The organism is Xenorhabdus doucetiae, from assembly GCF_000968195.1.
Classification (GTDB): domain Bacteria; phylum Pseudomonadota; class Gammaproteobacteria; order Enterobacterales; family Enterobacteriaceae; genus Xenorhabdus; species Xenorhabdus doucetiae.
In genome coordinates, this window is sequence record NZ_FO704550.1 from 3,829,119 (window position 1) to 3,849,972 (window position 20,854).

15 protein-coding genes are annotated in these 20,854 nt (G+C 45.6%); 5 read left to right on the forward strand and 10 right to left on the reverse strand.

Annotated elements, in window-relative coordinates; translation table 11 throughout:
• Window positions 1-33: 33 nt before the first annotated feature.
• The gene (nudI, locus tag XDD1_RS16740; RefSeq protein WP_045972949.1) at window positions 34-459 is read right to left on the reverse strand and encodes a nucleoside triphosphatase NudI; all 426 of its coding nucleotides are present in this window, start codon (window positions 457-459) and stop codon (window positions 34-36) included.
• 338 nt (window positions 460-797) lie between these two features.
• Between nudI and hxpB the strand changes: the two genes are divergently transcribed.
• Entirely contained in the window at window positions 798-1,439 is a 642-nt protein-coding gene (gene hxpB / locus XDD1_RS16745; RefSeq protein ID WP_045972951.1) for a hexitol phosphatase HxpB, read from the forward strand.
• A gap of 118 nt (window positions 1,440-1,557) precedes the next feature.
• Complete coding sequence (locus tag XDD1_RS16750; protein ID WP_045970488.1) at window positions 1,558-2,601, forward strand: IS630 family transposase; 1,044 nt, start codon at window positions 1,558-1,560, stop codon at window positions 2,599-2,601.
• Between the two features lie 77 nt (window positions 2,602-2,678).
• Here the strand turns inward: XDD1_RS16750 and XDD1_RS16755 are convergent, their stop codons facing one another.
• From XDD1_RS16755 to malT, 6 genes are all read right to left on the reverse strand, one after another.
• Entirely contained in the window at window positions 2,679-3,278 is a 600-nt protein-coding gene (locus tag XDD1_RS16755) for a DUF1349 domain-containing protein (protein ID WP_045972953.1), read from the reverse strand.
• 14 nt (window positions 3,279-3,292) lie between these two features.
• Window positions 3,293-4,402: an MFS transporter gene (locus tag XDD1_RS16760; RefSeq protein WP_197541045.1), complete on the reverse strand. Its 1,110-nt coding sequence runs from the start codon at window positions 4,400-4,402 to the stop codon at window positions 3,293-3,295.
• A 171-nt stretch (window positions 4,403-4,573) separates the two neighbouring features.
• Window positions 4,574-5,227 (reverse strand): HAD family hydrolase, encoded by a 654-nt coding sequence (locus XDD1_RS16765; protein ID WP_045972957.1) that lies wholly within the window; start codon window positions 5,225-5,227, stop codon window positions 4,574-4,576.
• A gap of 25 nt (window positions 5,228-5,252) precedes the next feature.
• Window positions 5,253-6,314 carry a zinc-dependent alcohol dehydrogenase gene (locus XDD1_RS16770; RefSeq protein ID WP_045972959.1) on the reverse strand — a complete coding sequence of 354 codons (1,062 nt, stop codon included), beginning with the start codon at window positions 6,312-6,314 and terminating at the stop codon, window positions 5,253-5,255.
• Complete coding sequence (locus tag XDD1_RS16775) at window positions 6,308-7,561, reverse strand: class-III pyridoxal-phosphate-dependent aminotransferase (protein WP_045972961.1); 1,254 nt, start codon at window positions 7,559-7,561, stop codon at window positions 6,308-6,310. The genes XDD1_RS16770 and XDD1_RS16775 overlap by 7 nt, the downstream gene beginning before the upstream one ends.
• A gap of 232 nt (window positions 7,562-7,793) precedes the next feature.
• A complete protein-coding gene (malT, locus tag XDD1_RS16780) occupies window positions 7,794-10,508 on the reverse strand; it encodes an HTH-type transcriptional regulator MalT (protein WP_045972963.1) in 2,715 nt (904 codons plus the stop codon).
• A gap of 303 nt (window positions 10,509-10,811) precedes the next feature.
• Between malT and malP the strand changes: the two genes are divergently transcribed.
• Window positions 10,812-13,259, forward strand: coding sequence for a maltodextrin phosphorylase (gene malP / locus XDD1_RS16785; RefSeq protein ID WP_045972965.1), 2,448 nt, complete (start codon window positions 10,812-10,814; stop codon window positions 13,257-13,259).
• Between the two features lie 9 nt (window positions 13,260-13,268).
• Complete coding sequence (malQ, locus tag XDD1_RS16790; protein WP_045972967.1) at window positions 13,269-15,389, forward strand: 4-alpha-glucanotransferase; 2,121 nt, start codon at window positions 13,269-13,271, stop codon at window positions 15,387-15,389.
• 130 nt (window positions 15,390-15,519) lie between these two features.
• Here the strand turns inward: malQ and malG are convergent, their stop codons facing one another.
• From malG to malE, 3 genes are all read right to left on the reverse strand, one after another.
• On the reverse strand, window positions 15,520-16,410 hold the full coding sequence (gene malG / locus XDD1_RS16795; protein WP_045972969.1) for a maltose ABC transporter permease MalG: 891 nt from the start codon (window positions 16,408-16,410) through the stop codon (window positions 15,520-15,522).
• A gap of 12 nt (window positions 16,411-16,422) precedes the next feature.
• Entirely contained in the window at window positions 16,423-17,979 is a 1,557-nt protein-coding gene (gene malF / locus XDD1_RS16800) for a maltose ABC transporter permease MalF (protein ID WP_045972971.1), read from the reverse strand.
• A 91-nt stretch (window positions 17,980-18,070) separates the two neighbouring features.
• Window positions 18,071-19,270 (reverse strand): maltose/maltodextrin ABC transporter substrate-binding protein MalE, encoded by a 1,200-nt coding sequence (gene malE / locus XDD1_RS16805; protein ID WP_045972973.1) that lies wholly within the window; start codon window positions 19,268-19,270, stop codon window positions 18,071-18,073.
• A gap of 442 nt (window positions 19,271-19,712) precedes the next feature.
• Between malE and malK the strand changes: the two genes are divergently transcribed.
• Entirely contained in the window at window positions 19,713-20,822 is a 1,110-nt protein-coding gene (gene malK / locus XDD1_RS16810) for a maltose/maltodextrin ABC transporter ATP-binding protein MalK (RefSeq protein WP_045972975.1), read from the forward strand.
• Window positions 20,823-20,854 lie beyond the last annotated feature (32 nt).

Consider the following 20,854-nt stretch of genomic DNA (forward strand, 5'->3'; position numbering starts at 1 on the left):
CACACTATGACAGGGATGATTTGACAGAATTTGTCAGATTACCCCTTTCTTGGTAAAGGTAACCCGTGTCGCTTCATTCAAATCCATGTCTTTCATGGCTTCAGATGACACCCAAGCAATTTCCTGAAATTCCTCGTTGAACGTAATGTCTCGGTTAGCACTGAGACAATCAAAGATGAGGTAAATCATGTAAATTTCTTCGGTGGTGCCATCCGAATACGTTTTAACCCGGACATCATCACGAAAAGCCCAAGGTTTCACCTCTGTTATTTCCAGGGCTTCACCCAGTTCTTCCCTGATCTCTCGTCTCAGTGCCTCTTCCATCGTTTCGCCGGGTTCCATTCCTCCGCCGGACAGCGCCCACTGACCCGGAAATACACCGCGATCAGAAGCCATTTTACAAAGCAGGTATTCCCCATTATTTTGAATGATGGGACAAACAATCATTCTCTGACGCATATCACCTCCGCAGCATACTTATTTTGTTGATCACTGTAGCAGAAAATGCGTCAATCTTATCTGGATTTTGACAAATTATAATTTTGTTCAATTGTGATCCATATCACTATAATAAACTCCGTGATTAAATAGTGTTTCAAAATAATAGAAGTCAATCTTATCCCGCACCACGCGCAGGATAAGGTTGCAAGCTCTCTCTATTATGCAAACCTATTTACGTTCGAAATAACGAATTAAATTTCTTAATAATTATCAAGTTTGGCGTATAATCACACTGATTTAGATGAAAATATCCAAGATGGAATCATAAGCATAACCTTGCGTAAATAAAGAGGGTAATGATGAAAGCAGTTATTTTCGATATGGATGGTGTATTGATAGACTCTGAACCATTATGGAAAAAATCAGGCATGCTAATTTTAAATCATTATGGTGTTCCCATCACTTATGATGAAATGCTTAAAATGATAGGGATACCTGTATCAGGCATGATAGATAGAGCATGTCAACTTTATAATAAAAATGACTTAGATAAATCTAAAATTGAAAAAGATTTTTTCAATAAAGGGGTTGAATTAATTCTTACAGAAAAACCACTGATGGATGGTGTGGTTGAATGTTTAGAACTATTAGTCAAGAAAGATATTAAAATTGGAATTGCCTCTGCTTCGCCATTACCCTTTTTATTAAAAATAGTCGAACAATGTGGTATCGCTGATTATTTTGACTATATATCTTCAGCAGCAGATATGCCATATAATAAACCACACCCAATGGTTTATCTCAATGCCGCTGAAAAACTAAATGTTTCACCTAAAGAATGCCTAGGAATAGAAGATTCCAAAATCGGCATGATTTCAGTTAAAGCCGCTTCGATGAAATGCGTAGTTATACCGAATAAGATTGAATATGATTATTCCTATTGGGATGCTTCTGACTGGAAAATAAAAAAACTACAGGAATTGGAAAATATAATTTAATTGATTGATTACATATAAATAGGTTTTCAAAATAGTAGATCACTTGAAGGGAACTCAGTCCGATTTTCGCGATCTGATTAATCGCCAAATCAAAACAAATCCCAAAATGGACTGAGTCATGCCAATCATAACATCAATACCCCGAAATGAACGACGTCAAATGAAAAAAGCTATCCAGAAAACCCGGGATAAGAACTATGCACGTCGCCTCACCGCGCTCTTGATGTTGCATGAAGGGAGTACGGTTTCTCACGTTTCCAGAACGCTTCACTGTTCACGTTCTTCAGTTAATCGTTGGGTAAATTGGTTAACATTATACGGGTTGGAAGGGCTTAAAAGCCTCCCTGCGGGAAGGCCTGCCATCTGGAATTTAGCCCCGCTTCTCTCCGTCATTTCTTTCTTATTACAGCACTCTCCACAACATCTTGGCTATCTCCGTTCACGATGGAGCCTTGAACTGATTACACTTAAAATCAATGAGATACTGAATATATCGCTCTCTCAAAGTACACTCTATCGCTACTTTTGTCGGGCGGGCATCGTTTGGCGAAGGGCGGCGCCAACCTTAAAATTACCTGACCCTGAGTATGATGAAAAAATGGCCAAAATCAGCGAGGCGTTATCCAATGCCTCAGGGAAACATCCTGTCTTATATGAGGATGAAGTGGACATCAACCTTAACCCGAAAATCGGTGCAGACTGGTGCTTCAAAGGACAGCAAAAGCGTGTTGTTACCCCCGGAAAGAACCAAAAACACTACCTTGCGGGTTGCCTCAATGCGAAAACGAAAGAAATCACGTATGTCGGTGGCTTGAGAAAGAACTCAGATTTATTTATCAAATTGTTAGATGAAATTAATCATCAATATACCAGTGCCAAGACAATCACGTTAATTTTAGATAACTATTGCATTCATAAGAGCCGGAAGGTCAGGGTTTGGCTGGCAAAAAATCCCCAATTTAACCTTCTCTTTTTACCGTCCTATTCCCCGTGGTTGAATAAAATTGAACGTCTATGGCAATCCTTGCATGAAACCGTGACACGAAACCACTGCTGCCAATTTATGTGGCAGTTGCTTCACCATGTCAAAATCTTCATGGAAACCGCTTCCTTACAACAGCAGAAACCGGGGATGAGAAAAATGGGTGTATCACAATTATGAAAACCTATTTATAAAACCTCTCATTATTTCATGTTTCTCTTTGGCTTAAGTTAGCCAAAGAGAACGAAATTTAATGACTAACTCAAATCATGCAGGTGTTTTTTCAATGATGACGTTAGTCTGAAATCTGAAAACCTCACCTGTAACCCTTCTCGCTCTGGTGAGCAGCACATCGCTCCGACAAAGATACGCTGATGATGACCAATCGTAAACGGGGACAATCTCAGTAACGGCCACGTCACGCCATCGGTGGAATACTGCAACCTGATCGCCCCGTCACTGTAGGTCAACCGGAGCCAAAACTTATCGGGATTACCGGGGAAAAGTCCCATCGCCCAGTCAGAACCCCCATTAGTCAATACACTGCCGATAGTGGCCTGCCCATCAGAATGTTCAATGCCGGCTTTTAACCAATGTTGCTCATCCACCAATAACATCACACCCGCCTGATCATATAACCGTTCAAACTGGCCTTCGATACAAAACTGGAAGGTAAAACCGTCTTCAAGTTCAAAATCATCAACATAGCCACCAAATACATGACCACTATGACGCTGAAACCCATACCATGTATCACGCCAGAAATCGGTTTTACTGTCCGTCGTGACATGAAGCTCATCCCCTTGACACCGCCATGAAGCAGGCTCATTCAACCAATGACATTGCTGCAAGTTCATCACTATTTACCCTGTTATTTTCTGGTAGGATTAATCAAACCATATCCCGCTAATAATGAAAGGGAAATCAAGGCAATACAGGCAAAAGCACCATGCAGTGTTACCTGATGTGCCAAACCGCCAATAATGGCCGGCCCAAGCAAAATCCCTGAATATCCCATCGTAGAAACGGCAGAAACGGCTAGCGCATCGGGCATCACTTTCTGCTGGCCTGACGCAGTGAAAAACATCGGTGCCAAATTGGATAACCCCGCCCCGATCATCAGGAAAGAAATTCCCAACTGAACCGGGCCGGATGCCAGATAGATCAGAACAAAACCCGCCGTCGCCAAAATCGCGCTACCCAAAAACACGCGCCGATATCCACAAGCAGCAATGATCTTATCGCCCAAAAACCGCCCCGCCGTCATGGTAATGGCAAAAAGCGTATAGCCAAAACCCGCCTGATGCGTGCTCATGTTATGCACACTACTTAACAAGATCCCGCTCCAATCCAGCATGGAGCCTTCCATTAGGTAAACAACAAAACAGAGCGTGCCAATCAGGATAACAATCCCGCGAGGCAAAGCAAAAAATGGCGTGTCCTCGGCTTCAGAGTCATCCAACATGCCATTCCACGTTGGCAATAATAGCAGAATAACGAAGACCCCGACGGCGATGGTAACGTGTAACGGTGAGATCCCCAAAAACAACAATAAGCTGACCGTGCCGGCCCCCGCAATGCCCCCTAAACTGAACAAGGCGTGAAAGCCCGACATAATCGGCTGATGGACTCTTTTCTCAATATTGACCGCATGGATATTGATCACCACGTCTGTCGCCCCAATGCCCATACCGAACACAAACAAGGCACACGCCAGTGTCAGTGGCGTCGAGAGCACACTTAGCCCCGGTAATATCAAAACAGCTAACAGAGCAAAAAGGGTAAAAACCTTCCGGCAGCCAAAGCGGGTCGCCAACATGCCCGCGATTGGCATCATAATGAAAGAGCCAATACCAAACACCAGTATCAGCAACCCCATTGAGCCATCATCCAGCCCAAGTCGTTCCTTCACCAATGGGATCAACGGCGCCCAACTCGCAATACTGAATCCCGCAATAAAAAACGAAATTCGCGTTGCCATGACAGGCGGTTTTATTGAAGCGACTGCATATTCTTCAGACAACTTAATTCCTCCAAGCCATACCCATTAAACAAGATATTTCAAACCCTATCCTTTAAATCCTATCTCCTGCAAACAGTGCTTTCCGCCTGTTCTGACGGAAAGCACCAAATATTGAATTTCAATAAGACATCACACTATATTGATCCCCGAAAACTGGGGAATATCGGTTAACCTCGCAATAATCCGGGAAGCCTGCCCATACTGCTCTGCCACCGACAAAGCATGAGGCCAAGCATATACCCACGGAATACCTGCCTGTTTTGCTGCCGCGATCCCCAAATCAGTATCTTCAATCACCAACGTTTGCTGAACATCCATCTCCTTCAATTTCAGCATCGCCAAATACGGATCAGGGAACGGTTTCGTTCTCTCCACATCATCGCCAGAAATCAAGGCAGGAGGTGCATGGAGACCCAATAAACTCAGATTTGCCAAACACACATCACGCGGCGCGGTGGACACAAACCCAAAATTAATTCCATTTTGTTGCAGGGCCGCAATCAGGCCGGTAATGCCCGGACGCAAGTAATGTGCGGACAATTTTTCCTGATAACGGGCAATAATTTTTTCGGTAACCTCTTGCTGCATTGAGGGAGGAAGGCCAACCTCATCCAACGTTTCCGCCAAACTTAGCCCAATCAATTGCTGAGGTTGGATATCACTTATTTTAGCTGGTGCCCGCTCTCCCAACTCACCTAATACATCAAGCAATACGTCAAAATGCAGTTGCTCACTATCGACAATAACGCCGTCGATATCAAAAATAACATGGCATCTGTTCATCGAAACCGTCCTTCAAAACAATTGATTATTTTAGGTCAGAAATACGAATCAATACCTTACAGTTTGGTGTCGTGAGAGGAACTTGGGTTTTCGATGCAATATCACAACCGACCGTCAGAAAAGCCTGTTGATAATCCTTGAAATCAAAGATCTGGCTGATAAAACGTTTCACCGGAATAACGCCATCGCGGATCATGGCGTAGGCACGTTCAAAACTGTTATTCAGCGAATCGATGGAACCTATCACCGAAAGACTTTTATCGGCAATTTTCATGATATCCAAATTGGCATGTTTGTCTTTCAGGGCAACATTCAGCAACTTCCCACCCGGTGCCAGATGGTCAAAAATATATTCAGTCAACTGCCCTGTCGTATCCACGCACAAATCAATCCGAGCCGAGGGATTGCCGTATTCCTGAATCAGTGCTTCATCAAAGTCAGAATATAACGGGCATTCAGGTGGCAAATTATTTCTTGCAAACTGAATCCGGTTCTCATTCTTCTCGACCATAAAGGCTTTCACGCCCCGCTCATACAACGCCCAAATGTACAACATCCCCATCGGGCCGGCTCCTGCCACTGCCGCACGAATATTAGTATGCGTGATCCCCAGCTTATCCACCCCGGTTAAAGTGCAACTGAGTGGTTCAGTCAGCGAGGCTTCCTCCATACTGACATGATCATCCAGCCTGATAAGCAAATTTTCTTTTGCCAAATATTGACCTGCAAACGCGCCATCATAGGAAACGCCGGCTTCCGTTCCCAATTTTCTCTCACAATGGTTGGGACTTCCCGTCTGGCACATCCGGCAATGGCCACAAAAGTAAGTCGGGTTGACAACCACACGATCGCCCACCTGAAACTGCGTCATTCCGCTGCCAACTTGAGATACTACGCCCGTGGTTTCATGACCCAACGTGGTGCCGGGAATTGCGACAGGGTAAGCCCCCGTGATAATGCCCACATCCGTGCCACAAATCCCACACACGGCAATATCAACAACAACATCGTCAGGCTCAATACAAGACAAGGCTTCAACCTGCTGAATTTCAACATCCCAGGTTTGATGATATTTAAGTGCTAGCATGATACCGCCTCCTTGCGCGCCTGTGCGACCGTTGTTAATTCTGAGAAAGTCAGATCCAGTTTATGCAGGATTTCTGCCAAATGTTCCTGGGTACAAATCAGCGGCGGACGAACTTTAACTGCCCTTCCTTTACCATAGCGGGAACCACGCACGATCAAGTGATGGCGGTTGGCAGTCGCAATCACCTGTGCGGCAAAATCTGGGGTCGGGGTGTCAAAACCATACATATACCCCACCCCTCTCACTCCGGTGATCTCTGGATATTGACGCTGTAATTTCAGCAAACCCTCGCGCAAGTAGGCTTCATTTTGTTGCACATTTTCTAAAACGTGATCATCTTCAATAATATCGATGATTTCGTTGAGGGCGACCAGTGAGAGCGGATTGGCACCAGAGGTACTGGAGTGTTCGAATGATTCCAATATATCCAGTGAATGACGCATTAATACCCCACCCGTGGGAATGCCCATACCACCCGCTCCTTTGGCGAAGACGATAATATCTGGTTCCAGTTCTTTGGCATAACCCGTTGATGCGAAGAATGTTCCTGTACGGCCAAAACCGGTTTGGACTTCATCCGCAATAATGATAATGCCATGCTGGCGGCAAATTTCCCTGATCTTGCGGTAAAAAGCCACCGGGAAAACGGTGTTTCCGCCATTCCCCTGAATCGGTTCAATAATCAGACATGCAAAATTGTCATTCGATCCTAATTGAATAAACTGCTCCAGATCGACAAACTGCTCCTCACTCGGTTGTGGTTGCCCTGACAGGACGCTGGCTGGCGTAGGAATTTTTATCGATCCATCAATATTGATATGGAAGTCTTTAATTCTGAATGCGTTACCCGAAATCTGAGCGGTTGCAAGAGATTGTCCATGATGGGCAAGAAAAAGCGAAATCACGCCTGAGCGCCCTGTCGCTTTTTGCGCTATGCGGATAGCACATTCAACCGCCCCCGATCCAGAAACATCGCGCAGCCAGATACGATCGACACCTTCAGGGGTATATTTAACTAATTTACGCAAAATATATTGTGACATTTCCCGTGTATAAGCCGAACTCAAATGGGTACATCTATCAATCTGTTGTTTGAGTTTTTCTGCTATCCGATCATTGGTATAGCCGAGCGGTAAATTAAACGTGCCTGATGCCGCGTCAATATACTTTTCACCATCAATAATCAAATAAGGGCCATGACCAATAAAGCGGGAAAGCATGCTTTCAAGATCGTTTCTATCTTCCATATTACTCACCACTATTAGTTATATTAAACAAAGAGTTACATACACAACGAAAAACATATCTACTGTGATGAGACTAGATTAAGCACATTAAAATTTTATTTCGATCACACAAATGCCATAAAAAATATTAAGCAAATTTAAAATTTAATTTATATTTGAAAAATCATATATTTGTTTATTAATATTCATTAATCATATTAAATGCTAAATAAATCGCATTTAGAAATAATAACTAAACCCCCAATCCCATCATTTGCATTAATTTTTGCGCCTGACGAATAGCATCCTGTCGATGGGTAATCCCCATTTTCTGATATAAATTACGGATATGGGTTTTGATCGTGGTCGCAGCAACATCTAATTCGGCCGCAATTTGATCGTTACTGTAACCAGAATAAATCAGCCCCAACACCTGCCATTCACGTTGGGTGAGTGGACTATTGCGGATAAGCTCAGGCACATCAGGATGAGTGAGCAGTTGTTCTACAAAAGTTTCGTCAAAATGGGCAAATTTATGTCGGTGCTGCCGGTTGATTTCCCGGAGAATACGTTGAGCCCGGTGCTGTTCCATCTCAGGCAAGATATTGAGTTGGATAAGCTGACGCAATTGCAAGGCCATCAACTCACCCTCAATCACAAAATGGCTGATAAACCCTGTCTGGTTAGCCAAATTCAAGGCTTCCATCAAAACATCCTGCGCCTGCGCCTTGCGCCCAAGCTGCCAATAAAGCAAATTACACAGCAGCAGATTCCGATTCAAGTCGCTGACCAATGCCAGTCTTCTTGCATATTCATTCAATTTTTCCAAGATAGATCCCGCTTCCTCATACTGACCCAGTGAGATTTTGACTCGTGCAATATTTCGCCATTGATTTTGATTGAAGTGGTTACAAAAACTTTCTGGCCGTTCTGCCTGTGCCAGCCATTGAGCCAAGGAACTGCTATCTTCCAAAGTCTGCCAAATAATGACCCGCAACTTGTCCGTATTCGTCCGCCAATCGCGGTGATATTGCCCATTACTCAGTAAATTTTCACAGCGGGTCAAATAACGGCGAGCGTTATCAATATCCCCCCGAACCAAAGAACATTTCGCCAATTGGGTAAGGCATTGTAATTGCTGTTGTGGCTGATAATTAGCCAACACATCTAACCCCAGGCGGGCGGCTTCTTCTGACTCATCAATGCGGGCCCAACACCACAAAAGTTGTGAACGAATTCTCAGCAGAAACTCATGCATCGGTAACTGCTCCAGATGCTGCTCCCGAATCAAATCAAAAGCATGGGTCTGGGTATCATAAGCCGCCTGCAAATAACCTTGTGCCAGTAAAATTTCACTTTGTTGCAACAACGCCCACAAAGCATAGTGATAAACATGACAAAGGCGGGCGAGTTGCTCCGTTTGCTTCATTAATGCCAATGCCTCAGCCAACTGACCATTGCAGTGCAAGACTTCCCCTTTCACTGACATCGCCACAATGCGCCCATATTGATTGTCAGGCAAAAGCGCCGCCAGCGCCTTTTCCGCCAACGCATCAGCATCAGCCGGACGCCCATCATTCATCGCCACTTGGGCTCGCAGGGCATCAAACTCTGCCAGCAACTCCGGCTCAATGGGGATTTGCTTCTGTTGCAGTGATTGCTCTGCCTGATTCAATAACGCATTCACCTCATAGTAGCGATGCTGGCTTTGTGCCAGCCACGCTTGCAACAGTACCAAGCGCGGGCTTTCCAACAGGTGTTCATACGGCAGTGCATTCATGCACTCTCCCAATAGGGATAATTTGCTGTGGTTAAACAACTCCCAGGCATGTTGCAGCAAAATATCCCGCAACAAAATAGTATCTCCTGCGGCGAGGGCGTGATGGATAGCTTCCCCCGGATACCCCTGCATCAGCCAGCCTTTCACGGCGGCCCTATGTAATGCAGGTAATTTAGCTGCCATTTCCCATTGGCAACGCTGGCGCAGAAATGAAGCAAACAAAGGATGAAAGCAGAACCATTCACCGGAATCGTCCATCCGTTGAATAAACAACCCCTGACGTTCAATGTCTTCCAGACGCTGCTGACCATTTTCCTCCCCTGTCAGGCAAACAATCAGCCCGTCATTCATGGAACGCAGAATAGAACTGTGCAGCAAAAAATCCCGCGTCGCCTGATCCACCCGATTTAACACCTCATCCACAAGATAATCCGCAAGATGGCTGGCATTAATCCCCGCAAGGCGCTTGGCTGACATTTCGGTTGTATTACCCGATTGGCGGGCAGAAAGGGCAATCAGTTGCAAGGCTGTTGCCCACCCCGCAACATCATTGCATAACTGTTTACAGTGTTCAGCATCCAATGGGCTCATTAATCGCTTGGCGAAAAATCGCTCGGTTTCCTGATAATCAAAAGCCAGTTGCTGGCTATCAATCTCCAATAACTGTTCACGTACGCGCAGGTTGGCAATGCCCAACGAGGGCAAGTGGCGTGATAAAACCACTAAGGTCAAATTTTCAGGTTGATGGCGGAGGAAAAAGCGCATGGCTTCATGAATAAGTTCATTGACAATCAGGTGATAATCATCGATGACCAGAAAAATCGGTTGCTGCCATTCGCTAAGCTCAATAAACAGTTGCGCAAACAGGGCAGGTAAATTGGCATATTGGTGTTTCTGGGCCAGTACCTCACTTTTCACACAATATCCCTGCGTTGCCTGCTGAATGGCGGCAATCAAATAGCTGGCAAAACGCTCTGGCTGATTGTCACTATCATCAAGAGAATACCAGCCCAAATGCGCCTGATCGGCCGCCCATTGTGACATCAACGTCGTTTTACCGTACCCTGCGGGACTGGTTATCAATACCAGCCGATAATTCTGTATTGCATTGAACTTTTCTAACAGGCGCTCCCGCATGACCATATTATTGAGTCGAAGGGGGCGACTGAGTTTCGATGGGATAAGCATTAATTTTCTCCCCTCACACGCAATCAATAAAAGCAATGACCACCAAATGTAGAGAAACGCCCATTTTTTGCAAACAAGTTGATTAATTTCATTGTGTTAAATTGCACCTTGTCACATTCTTGGGTTGCAATCTTTCTATTTCTCTAATGAAATTGCGAAAAAGCTCGAAAGAAATTGCTACGCCCTGATACTCCTCCCCCGCGAATATTTGCACGGGATGATGTTTCCCTCGCCACGAACCTTCAGCATATCCCTTTAAATAATTCCCCCAATTTTCCTCAGTGAGTGACAGGATGCGACGTCATGGAACTATCCACATTAAATAAAAAACCCACATTAGATAAAAACCCGAAACTCAATAAAGCCTTATTTCAGGCTGCGCTCACACGTCAGTGGCAATCTTTTGGCCTCAACTCAGCGCAGGAAATGACGCCACATCAGTGGTGGCAGGCCGTTAGCGGGGCCGTATCTGAATTACTTCCCCTATCCACTCAACAAAACCGAGCCAATCCCTTCCCTGACCACCAGCGTCATGTGAACTATATTTCGATGGAATTTCTGATTGGCCGCCTGACAGCCAATAACTTATTGAATCTTGGTTGGTATAACGATATTCAGTCTTATCTGGCAGAAGATGGCGTCGTTCTGAGTGACTTGCTGGAAGAAGAAACGGATCCTGCTTTGGGCAATGGTGGATTGGGCAGATTAGCGGCCTGTTTCCTCGATTCAATGGCGACAATTAATCAACCCGCTACGGGATATGGCCTCAATTATCAATATGGCCTCTTTCGCCAATCGTTTAAACAGGGCCAACAAATTGAAGCGCCCGATGATTGGGGACGCGAGTCCTACCCGTGGTTTCGCCACAACGCACAATTAAAAGTGAGCATCAATTTTGGCGGCGAAATCGTGACCACGGCCGAGGGTTATGAAACTTGGGCGCCCGCCTTCACCCTGATTGGTGAAGCATGGGATTTACCTGTGCTTGGCTATCACAATGGCGTGACGCAACCACTGCGCCTGTGGCAAGCAACCTACGATAGCCCCTTTGACCTGTCACTGTTCAATGATGGGCAGTTCCTGCACGCGGAACAGCAAGGCATTGACGCTGCCAGCCTGACCAAAGTGCTTTACCCGAATGATAATCATCAGGCCGGTAAACGCCTGCGCCTGATGCAACAATATTTTCAGTGTGCCTGTGCCGTGGCAGATATTCTGCGCCGCCACCAACAAGCAGGGCGAAAAATAGAAGAACTCGCGCGATACGAAGTTATCCAGCTTAACGACACCCATCCCACCATCGCGATCCCTGAAATGATGCGTCTTCTGCTTGATGAGCACCAGTTAAGTTGGGAAACCGCATGGGAAATTACGGGAAAAACGTTCGCCTATACCAACCATACCTTGCTGCCAGAGGGCTTAGAACGTTGGGATGAACAACTGATGAGTGAGCTTCTGCCACGTCATCACCGCATCATTCAGGAAATCAACCGACGCTTTAAAAAAACCGTGGATCAAACCTGGCCTGATAACCCGCAAATCTGGGAAAAATTGGCGGTTATCTATGACAACCAAGTCAGAATGGCTAACCTGTGTGTTGTTGCCTGCTTTGCCGTCAACGGGGTTGCCGCCCTGCACTCCTCTTTGATCGTGACAGACCTGTTCCCTGAATATCATCAATTGTGGCCAACCAAATTCCACAATGTGACCAATGGTGTCACCCCACGCCGCTGGTTGAAGCAGTGTAACCCCGCACTTTCTTCATTAATCAACCAAACATTAGATCATGAGTGGGTAAATGATCTTGCTGCCCTGCAACAACTCGAACCTTACGCCGACGATCCTGCTTTCCGTGAAACCTATCACGCCGTTAAGCAAGGCAATAAAATTCGCCTGTCCAACTATGTCAATAAGGTCATGGGACTCAAGATTGATCCCCATGCGATTTTCGATATCCAGATAAAACGTCTGCATGAGTACAAACGTCAGCATCTGAACCTGCTCCATATCTTGTCACTTTATCGGCAGATTCAGGAAAACCCGGCTTTGGATATCCATCCCCGTGTTTTCTTATTTGGCGCCAAAGCGGCTCCCGGCTACTATCTGGCAAAAAATATCATCGCCGCCATTAATCATGCTGCCGACAAGATCAATCATGACCCAATCGTCCGTGATCGCATCAAAATCGCGTTTATCCCTGATTACAATGTGTCCGCAGCGGAACTGATGATACCGGCAGCCGATGTGTCAGAACAAATCTCTACTGCGGGCAAAGAAGCCTCCGGTACAGGTAATATGAAATTGGCCCTAAACGGCGCGTTAACTATTGGAACGCTGGATGGTGCGAATGTCGAAATCGCCGAACACGTTGGCAACGAGCATATCTTTATCTTCGGTAAGACCGTGGAAGAGGCTAAAGCCCTACTCAACGGCGGCTACAATCCACAAAATATCCTGCAACAAGATCACCATCTCAACGATCTCCTTGGCTCCCTCGCCAGTGGTGAATTCAGCCACGGAGATACGCACGCCTTTGATCTCTTGTTAAATAGCCTGACTGACGGTGGCGACCCTTATTTAGTTCTGGCTGATTTTGCCTCTTACTGCCACGCCCATCAGCAAATTGATACTCGATATCGCGACACTGAAAGCTGGACACGCAGTACTGTGCTCAATACCGCTCGAATGGGTCATTTTAGTTCTGACCGCACTATTCAGGATTATCAACAACGCATTTGGCGAACCAAATAGGGATTGAGTATGGAAAATAAATGCCTCAATGATTTGGCAACTGAGGCCGGCATTGCCAGCGAATACATTAATGCCTATGGAAAACCCCAGGCATTCCCTGCTGAAATCAGGCAACGAATATTAGCAGCCATGAGTACAGATATACCGGTCGGAAGGCCGGTTTCTCATCTACAAGCGTCCTCTTTACCCAATGTTAAGGTGGTGATCCAAGGGCAAATGGCGACACTGCCTCTGGAGGGAACAAATCATTACCAGTGGCAGATACAGACTGAGCAAGGGAAAATACTTCATGGTCACTGCCAGCATCAACTCACTTTGCCGGCTGACCTCCCCTTGGGCTATCACACACTGAATTTAATAGCGAAAACTGACTCTCGGCAGTCCTCCATGCAACTGATTGTTGCTCCAAAACGTTGTTACGAACCTGATGCCATAACACGTGGAGAAAAACTTTGGGGCGCTTGCGTTCAGCTTTATACCTTGCGCTCAGAAAATAACTGGGGAATCGGTGATTTTGGTGATCTGAAATATATGCTGCAAGAACTGGCACAGCGTGGTGGTGCTTTTATTGGCCTGAATCCTCTTCATGCCATATATCCTGCCATGCCTGAAAATGCCAGCCCTTACAGTCCATCTTCCCGCCACTGGCTCAATATCATTTATATTGCCGTCAATCAGGTAGAAGATTTTAATGATAGCGCTGAAGCACAAGCGTGGTGGCACTCAACAGAAACACAGCTCGAACTCCAGCAAGCCCGCCAAACCGAATGGGTCGATTACACCACAGTCATGACGCTAAAAATGGCGGCATTGCGGCTGGCTTATCCGCAATTCAAGCGCCGGTCTGGCGATGATCCACAACAAATCGCTTTCCAACAATTTGTCACCCAAGGCGGCAAGAACCTTTACTCTCAAGCGGCTTATGATGCCCTACACCATAAGCTATATAGGGAAAACAGAGCTTATTGGGGTTGGCCTGTATGGCCGGAAGAATACCGTGAACCTGAGAGCGACACGGTTAAAGCATTCTGTCATTCACACCCACAAGAGATAGCGTTTTTCCTTTGGTTGCAATGGCTGGCTGACACTCAGCTTGCCGAATGCTTCACGACCAGCCAAACCCATCACATGCCGATTGGCATTTACCGTGATCTGGCCGTCGGTGTCGCACAAGGAGGATCAGAAACCTGGTGTAACCGAAGTATCTATTGCACTCAAGCCTCTGTAGGCGCGCCTCCCGATATTCTGGGACCACGGGGGCAAAACTGGGGGCTTCCGCCAATGAATCCCCATGTCTTAAAAGCCCAAGCCTATCAGCCTTTCATCGAATTACTGCGCAGCAACATGCGTCATTGCGGTGCATTGCGTATCGATCATGTCATGTCGTTACTCAGGCTCTGGTGGATACCACAAGGAGAAACAGCCGATAAAGGCGTTTATGTTCATTATCCGGTTGACGATCTGTTGGCAATATTGGCATTGGAAAGCCAGCGCAACCATTGCCTGGTGATAGGCGAAGATTTAGGCATTGTACCGGAAGAAATTGTGGGTAAATTACGAGATAGCGGTGTTTATTCCTATAAAGTATTTTATTTTGAACGCAATCAGCAAGGTGAATACCGTTCTCCCGATGAATATCCCGCGCAAGCAATGGCAACGATTACGACCCATGACTTACCTACCTTACGTGGATTCTGGCAAAATAAAGATCTCACCTTAGGGGAAGACATCGGCTTATACCCTGATAAAGCGCTTCTTGCCGATTTATATGCGGAACGCAAACGCAGCAAGCAAGCATTACTCACCAGTCTAAAGCGTCATGGCTATTTATCAGAAGAATGGTTCAAGCCAGATACTCTTTCTTCATTGCAAGCGGCACAACCTGAACTTCCGATGTCAAACGCGATAAATCAAAGCATACATCGTTATATAGCCCATAGTTCTAGTGCTTTATTGGGATTACAACCTGAAGATTGGCTGGATATGGAATGCCCTGTCAATATCCCTGGTACAACAGAGGAATATCCTAACTGGCGACGAAAACTTTCTACCACATTGGAAACGATGTTTGCAGACGCCCATATCAACCAGTTGTTACAAACCGTTGGCGAATGCCGAAAACAGGGTTGATAGCTTTTTATAACTGACTGAACCACCGGTATACTCGTCATACTTCAAGATACATTGATGATCTCCCCGCGACGCGGGGAGATAAAGAAAAATACCCCCCAATCATGTGGCTATATGATTGGGAAGAGGGTCAACCTTTCACGCCTCCCGACGTCAATCCACCCACCAACCAACGTTGAGCCAGTAAGAAAATCAACGTGATAGGAATGGCAGAAAGTACAGCCGCAGCGGCAAAATCGCCCCAGAGATAATTCTGTGGGTGAAGATATTGCTGCATTCCCACCGCTAACGTGTAATTGTCCACATCACGTAATAGCAGAGATGCAACCGGGACTTCGGTAATCACACCAATAAACGACAGAATAAATACCACCGCCAATATCGGCACAGAAAGCGGCAGCAGTATCAAACGGAAAATTTGCCACGATGTCGCGCCATCCAACATGGCCGCTTCTTCCAGAGAGCGATCTATCGTTTCGAAATAACCTTTTATCGTCCATACATGTAAAGCAATTCCGCCCAGATAGGCAAAAATCACACCGCCGTGTGTATTAAGACCAAGGAAAGGAATATATTCGCCCAATCGATCAAACAAGGCATACAGTGCCACCAAAGAAAGTACCGGTGGGAACATCTGAAAAATCAACATTCCTTTAAGTAAGGTGCCTTTTCCACGAAAGCGCATACGGGCAAAGGCATAAGCACACGTCGTTGATAATGCCACAATGCCAGTGGCAGTAATGAAAGCAACCTTTACCGAGTTCCAAAGCCACTGCATGACCGGAAATGGTGGGAGTACGACATGTCCATCAGAAGATTCGACCCGATAACCCAATGCCAGCTTCCAGTGTTCCCATGAAATAGTTTCTGGGATTAGGTTACCTGTAGCAAAATTACCCGGACGCAAAGAGATAGCAATTACCATCAGCAGAGGGAACAAAATCAGGCCAATAAAAGCCAGCATGAATATATGTGTTCCCCATACCCGCCATCGTTGCGATTTAGGTTGTACCATCGCCATCTTCCTTTCTCCTTAATCAAATTTCATGCGGGTGGTTTTCAAATTGATGATGGCGAGTGCACCTACCAACAAGAAGATCAATGTTGCAATAGCGGCTGCCAAACCAAATTCCTGTCCACCCCCACCTTCAAAGGCAATACGATAGGTATAACTCACCAAAAGATCGGTATGGCCTGCCGGTGTCGTTGTACCAATATGATCAGGTTTCCCGTTGGTGAGCAGTTGAATCAGGACAAAGTTGTTAAAATTAAACGCAAAGCTGGCAATCATCAACGGTGTCAATGGCTTAATCAATAATGGAAAAGTAATTTTGCTGAAATTCTGCCACGGCCCTGCACCATCAAGCGCCGATGCCTCATAAAGATCATCAGGGATAGACTTCAACAGCCCCATGCAAAGAATCATCATATAGGGATAGCCCAACCACGTATTGACAATAATCAACATGGTTCGGGCGAGTGTCGGATCGGTAAACCAATCTGGTTTAAGGCCAAACAGCCCATTGAGTACCAGATTAATTTCACCGAAACTTTGGTTGAATAATCCTTTGAAAATCAGAATGGAGATAAACGAAGGAACAGCATAAGGCAAGATAAGCAATACTCGGTAAATCGCTCGCCCCTTAAGCGCTTCCCACTGTACAACGCAAGCGAGGATCATCCCCAGGGCCACCGTCAGTACTACAGTTAACAGAGAGAAAACCACGGTCCAGATAAAAATGGACAGAAACGGTTTTTGGATACCCTCATCCTGCATCACCCGCAGGAAATTTTTCCAACCAATAGGCACTGTGAATCCAGGACTTAACGTTTCTTTAGCCCATTCTCCTTCCGCATTAATCGATTGATAGAACCCGGTATCCCTATTCGGCCGATATTGTATGCCCGTTTGGCTATTAGTCAGCGTAATCCCATCTGCATCAAGGGAATAAAGCGGGTTTATCGCTGAGAACTGACGCAAGGAACTCATTCTCAGTTTACTGCCATCAGGCAGAACGGCAACCAATTGATTCAGTGTCTGCCGATGCTGAGTAATGGTGCGCAATGCCGCGGCATCGCCTTCAAGCTGTTGTTCCTGTTTATGGAGAGGCAGGACAATTTCTTCCGTTCCCGCGAGAAAAAAAGGCTCAGATATCAATAAGTGATTACTATCAGGCACACTGAGTGCCAAAACCCACTGTTCAGAGACAGGATAAAGTTTGAAATTAAATGGCTCCCCCGTCTGGTAGTGGCGGCTCATTAATACCGTTTGCGCACGTTCAAACGTCAATTGGTTAGTACTGCTATAATTGGTAAAAGCGATAGCAATCGTGCAAATAAGCGGAAACAGGATAAACAATCCTATTCCAGCAATTCCAGGGTAGGTATAGCGCCAGACATACGCCTTCCGGTTGGAAAAAACATAGATGCCGCTTCCCAGTAATACCAGTGTTAACATAGCAAACAGGTATTCTCCCTGAGCATACATTAGTACAACCAAATAACCTGTAAAAAGTAGGCAAAACCCTATAGCAAACCATTTCAGGGCAGGATGCTGCCACCATTTTGCTTTTTTTAATGTCGCTGACATCTTGCACGTCCTGTTACCAACCATTGTGATTATCCAAAACCTATCACAATAAGGTGTTAAGGCTCCTGAGGATCAGGAGCCTGTCATTCATTTATTTTGTCATTCTCGCTTCAGCATCATCAAGAGCCGCATCTACCGCCTGACGCCCACTGACCGAGTTAAGAACAGCACTACGCATTGCGTACCAGAAGCTACTCATTTGGGAAATATTTGGCATAATTTCACCGTCTTGAGCATTCGCCATCGTAGCCGCAATTCGTGGGTCTTTTTCCAGAATCGCCTGATAGGATTTCAAAGCCACCGCGCCCAACGGCTTATCTTTATCCATCATTGCCAATCCTTCATTAGTCAGCAGGTAATTTTCTAAAAACTCTTTTGCTAACTCTTTATTAGGACTGGCCGCATTAATTCCCGCAGTTAAAATGCCGACAAAAGGTTTAGAGGGTTTTCCCTTAAAGGTTGGTAATTGGGTAACGCCATAATTAATCTTACTTTTATCTACATTTGCCCATGCCCAAGGACCATTAATCGTCATTGCGGTTTTGCCTGTATTAAAGGCAGCTTCGGCGATGGAATAATCGATATCCGCATTGAGATGTTTGTTTTTGACTAAATCAACCAGAAATTTCATTCCCGCCTTAGAGCCGGCATTATTCACTCCGCTGTCTTTAACATTATAACTACCGTTGCCTGCCTTGAAGGCATACCCGCCATCAGCAGCAATCAGGGGCCAAGTGAAATACGGTTCCTGCAAATTGAACATAATTGCGCTTTTATTTTGCTTTTTCAGCTCATTATCCAGGGCAGGGATTTCTTCCCAGGTTTTGGGAGGAGATTTAATCAAGTCTTTATTGTAGATAAGAGAAAGGGCTTCAACTGCGATCGGATATCCTACCAATTTCCCGTCATAGCGAACGGCATCCCATGTAAAGGGAAATAGCTTGTCAATAAACGACTTATCAGGCGTGATTTCAGCGACTAACCCTGATTGAGCATAGCCACCAAAGCGGTCGTGTGCCCAGAAAATAATATCCGGACCATCGCCACTGGCTGCAATTTGGGTATATTTTTCCTCCAGTTTGTCAGGGTGTTCAACAGTGACAGGAATTCCCGTTTCTTTTGCAAACTTTTCACCAACCTGTGCCAACCCGTTATAGCCTTTATCACCATTAATCCAGATTACCAACTTTCCTTCTTCCGGCTTCGCAAAAGCCGAAGCAGACAATACACAGGTTGTTAAAACGGAAAGCATCAGGGTGCGAACCCCCACTTTTAAAATTTTCTTGGTCATCATTCCGCCTTTTTCATTTGTTAGTTCAAGGTAATTATCTTTATTACATCGCGATAAAATGGCACCAGTGTGCAATCAATGTAAAAAAGACTCATCCTCCCCCGTTCTACGCCTCATACTGCATGAGTGTGAACCAGCTTACAAAAATAATTAAAATCATAGCGTTAACACCAATACAGCATCCTTTTTTGGGATTTAAGTCACATCTTACCTGTCAATTTTATTCCTCCCTTCTCAATCACATTAAGCTCGTCCTCCTGACTCCTCCACCATCAAAAATTCTGGTATGGAGGATTCTTGTGCCTGTTATTTTATCCACAATCCAGCCATCAGTTTTTCACTAAGTTTCTCGGGACGACGTTTCTCGCAACGGCAAGCAGGAAACAAAGACGAACAGGAAACGAGCAGAAAACTGAGGTGGCAAATCCGAGGGAGGGAACAAATGTCCAGCGTTACATTCCGCAATGTATCTAAATCATATGGTGAAACGGTCATCTCCAAAGATCTTAATCTTGAGATTCAGGAAGGAGAATTTGTCGTATTTGTCGGTCCGTCAGGCTGTGGGAAATCGACGCTGCTGAGGATGATCGCAGGATTAGAAGACATCACATCCGGTGATTTACTGATAGATGGCAAGCGAATAAATGATGTTCCACCCGCCAAACGCAGTGTCGGCATGGTTTTTCAATCTTATGCGCTATATCCCCACCTCTCTGTTGCCGACAATATGTCATTCGGTATGAAGCTGGCGGGTGTCAAAAAAAGCGATATCCAAAAGCGGGTACAACAAGTTGCAGAAACTCTCCAGCTTGCCCATCTACTGGATCGCCGTCCCAAGGCCCTGTCCGGTGGTCAGCGTCAGCGAGTCGCCATTGGCCGAACCCTCGTTGCTGAACCCAATATCTTTCTGCTGGATGAGCCACTTTCCAATCTGGATGCCGCCCTGCGTGTACAGATGAGAATTGAAATTTCACGCCTACACAAGCGGCTTCAACGTACGATGGTCTATGTCACTCATGACCAAACCGAAGCCATGACTCTGGCAGATAAGATTGTTGTTTTGGATGGGGGCAATATTGCTCAGGTTGGCAAACCACTTGAAATTTATCACTATCCTGCCAATCGCTTTGTTGCGGGTTTTATTGGTTCACCGAAAATGAATTTTCTGCCAGTCAAAGTCTCAGCGATTGCGGTCGATCAAGTACAAATCATCCTGCCTAACGGTCAGCCCGTTTGGTTACCCGTTGAAAGTCAAGGGCTAACTGTGGGTAGTAATGTATCTTTGGGAATTCGCCCTGAACATCTTTTGCCTAATGATGTAGCCGATGTTACGTTAGACGGGACAGTACAGATCGTGGAACAACTGGGGAACGAAACCCAAATTCACATCCGCATACCTGCCATTCACCAAAATTTAGTTTACCGCCAACCTGATATTGTTCTCGTAAAAGAAGGAGCCGATTTTACTATCGGATTAGCGCCTCACCGATGTCATCTTTTCCGTGAAGATGGCACTGCATGTCAACGTTTACATAAAGAACCCGGAGTTTAGATCCGCGGCCATAAAAAAATAACAGGAGAATC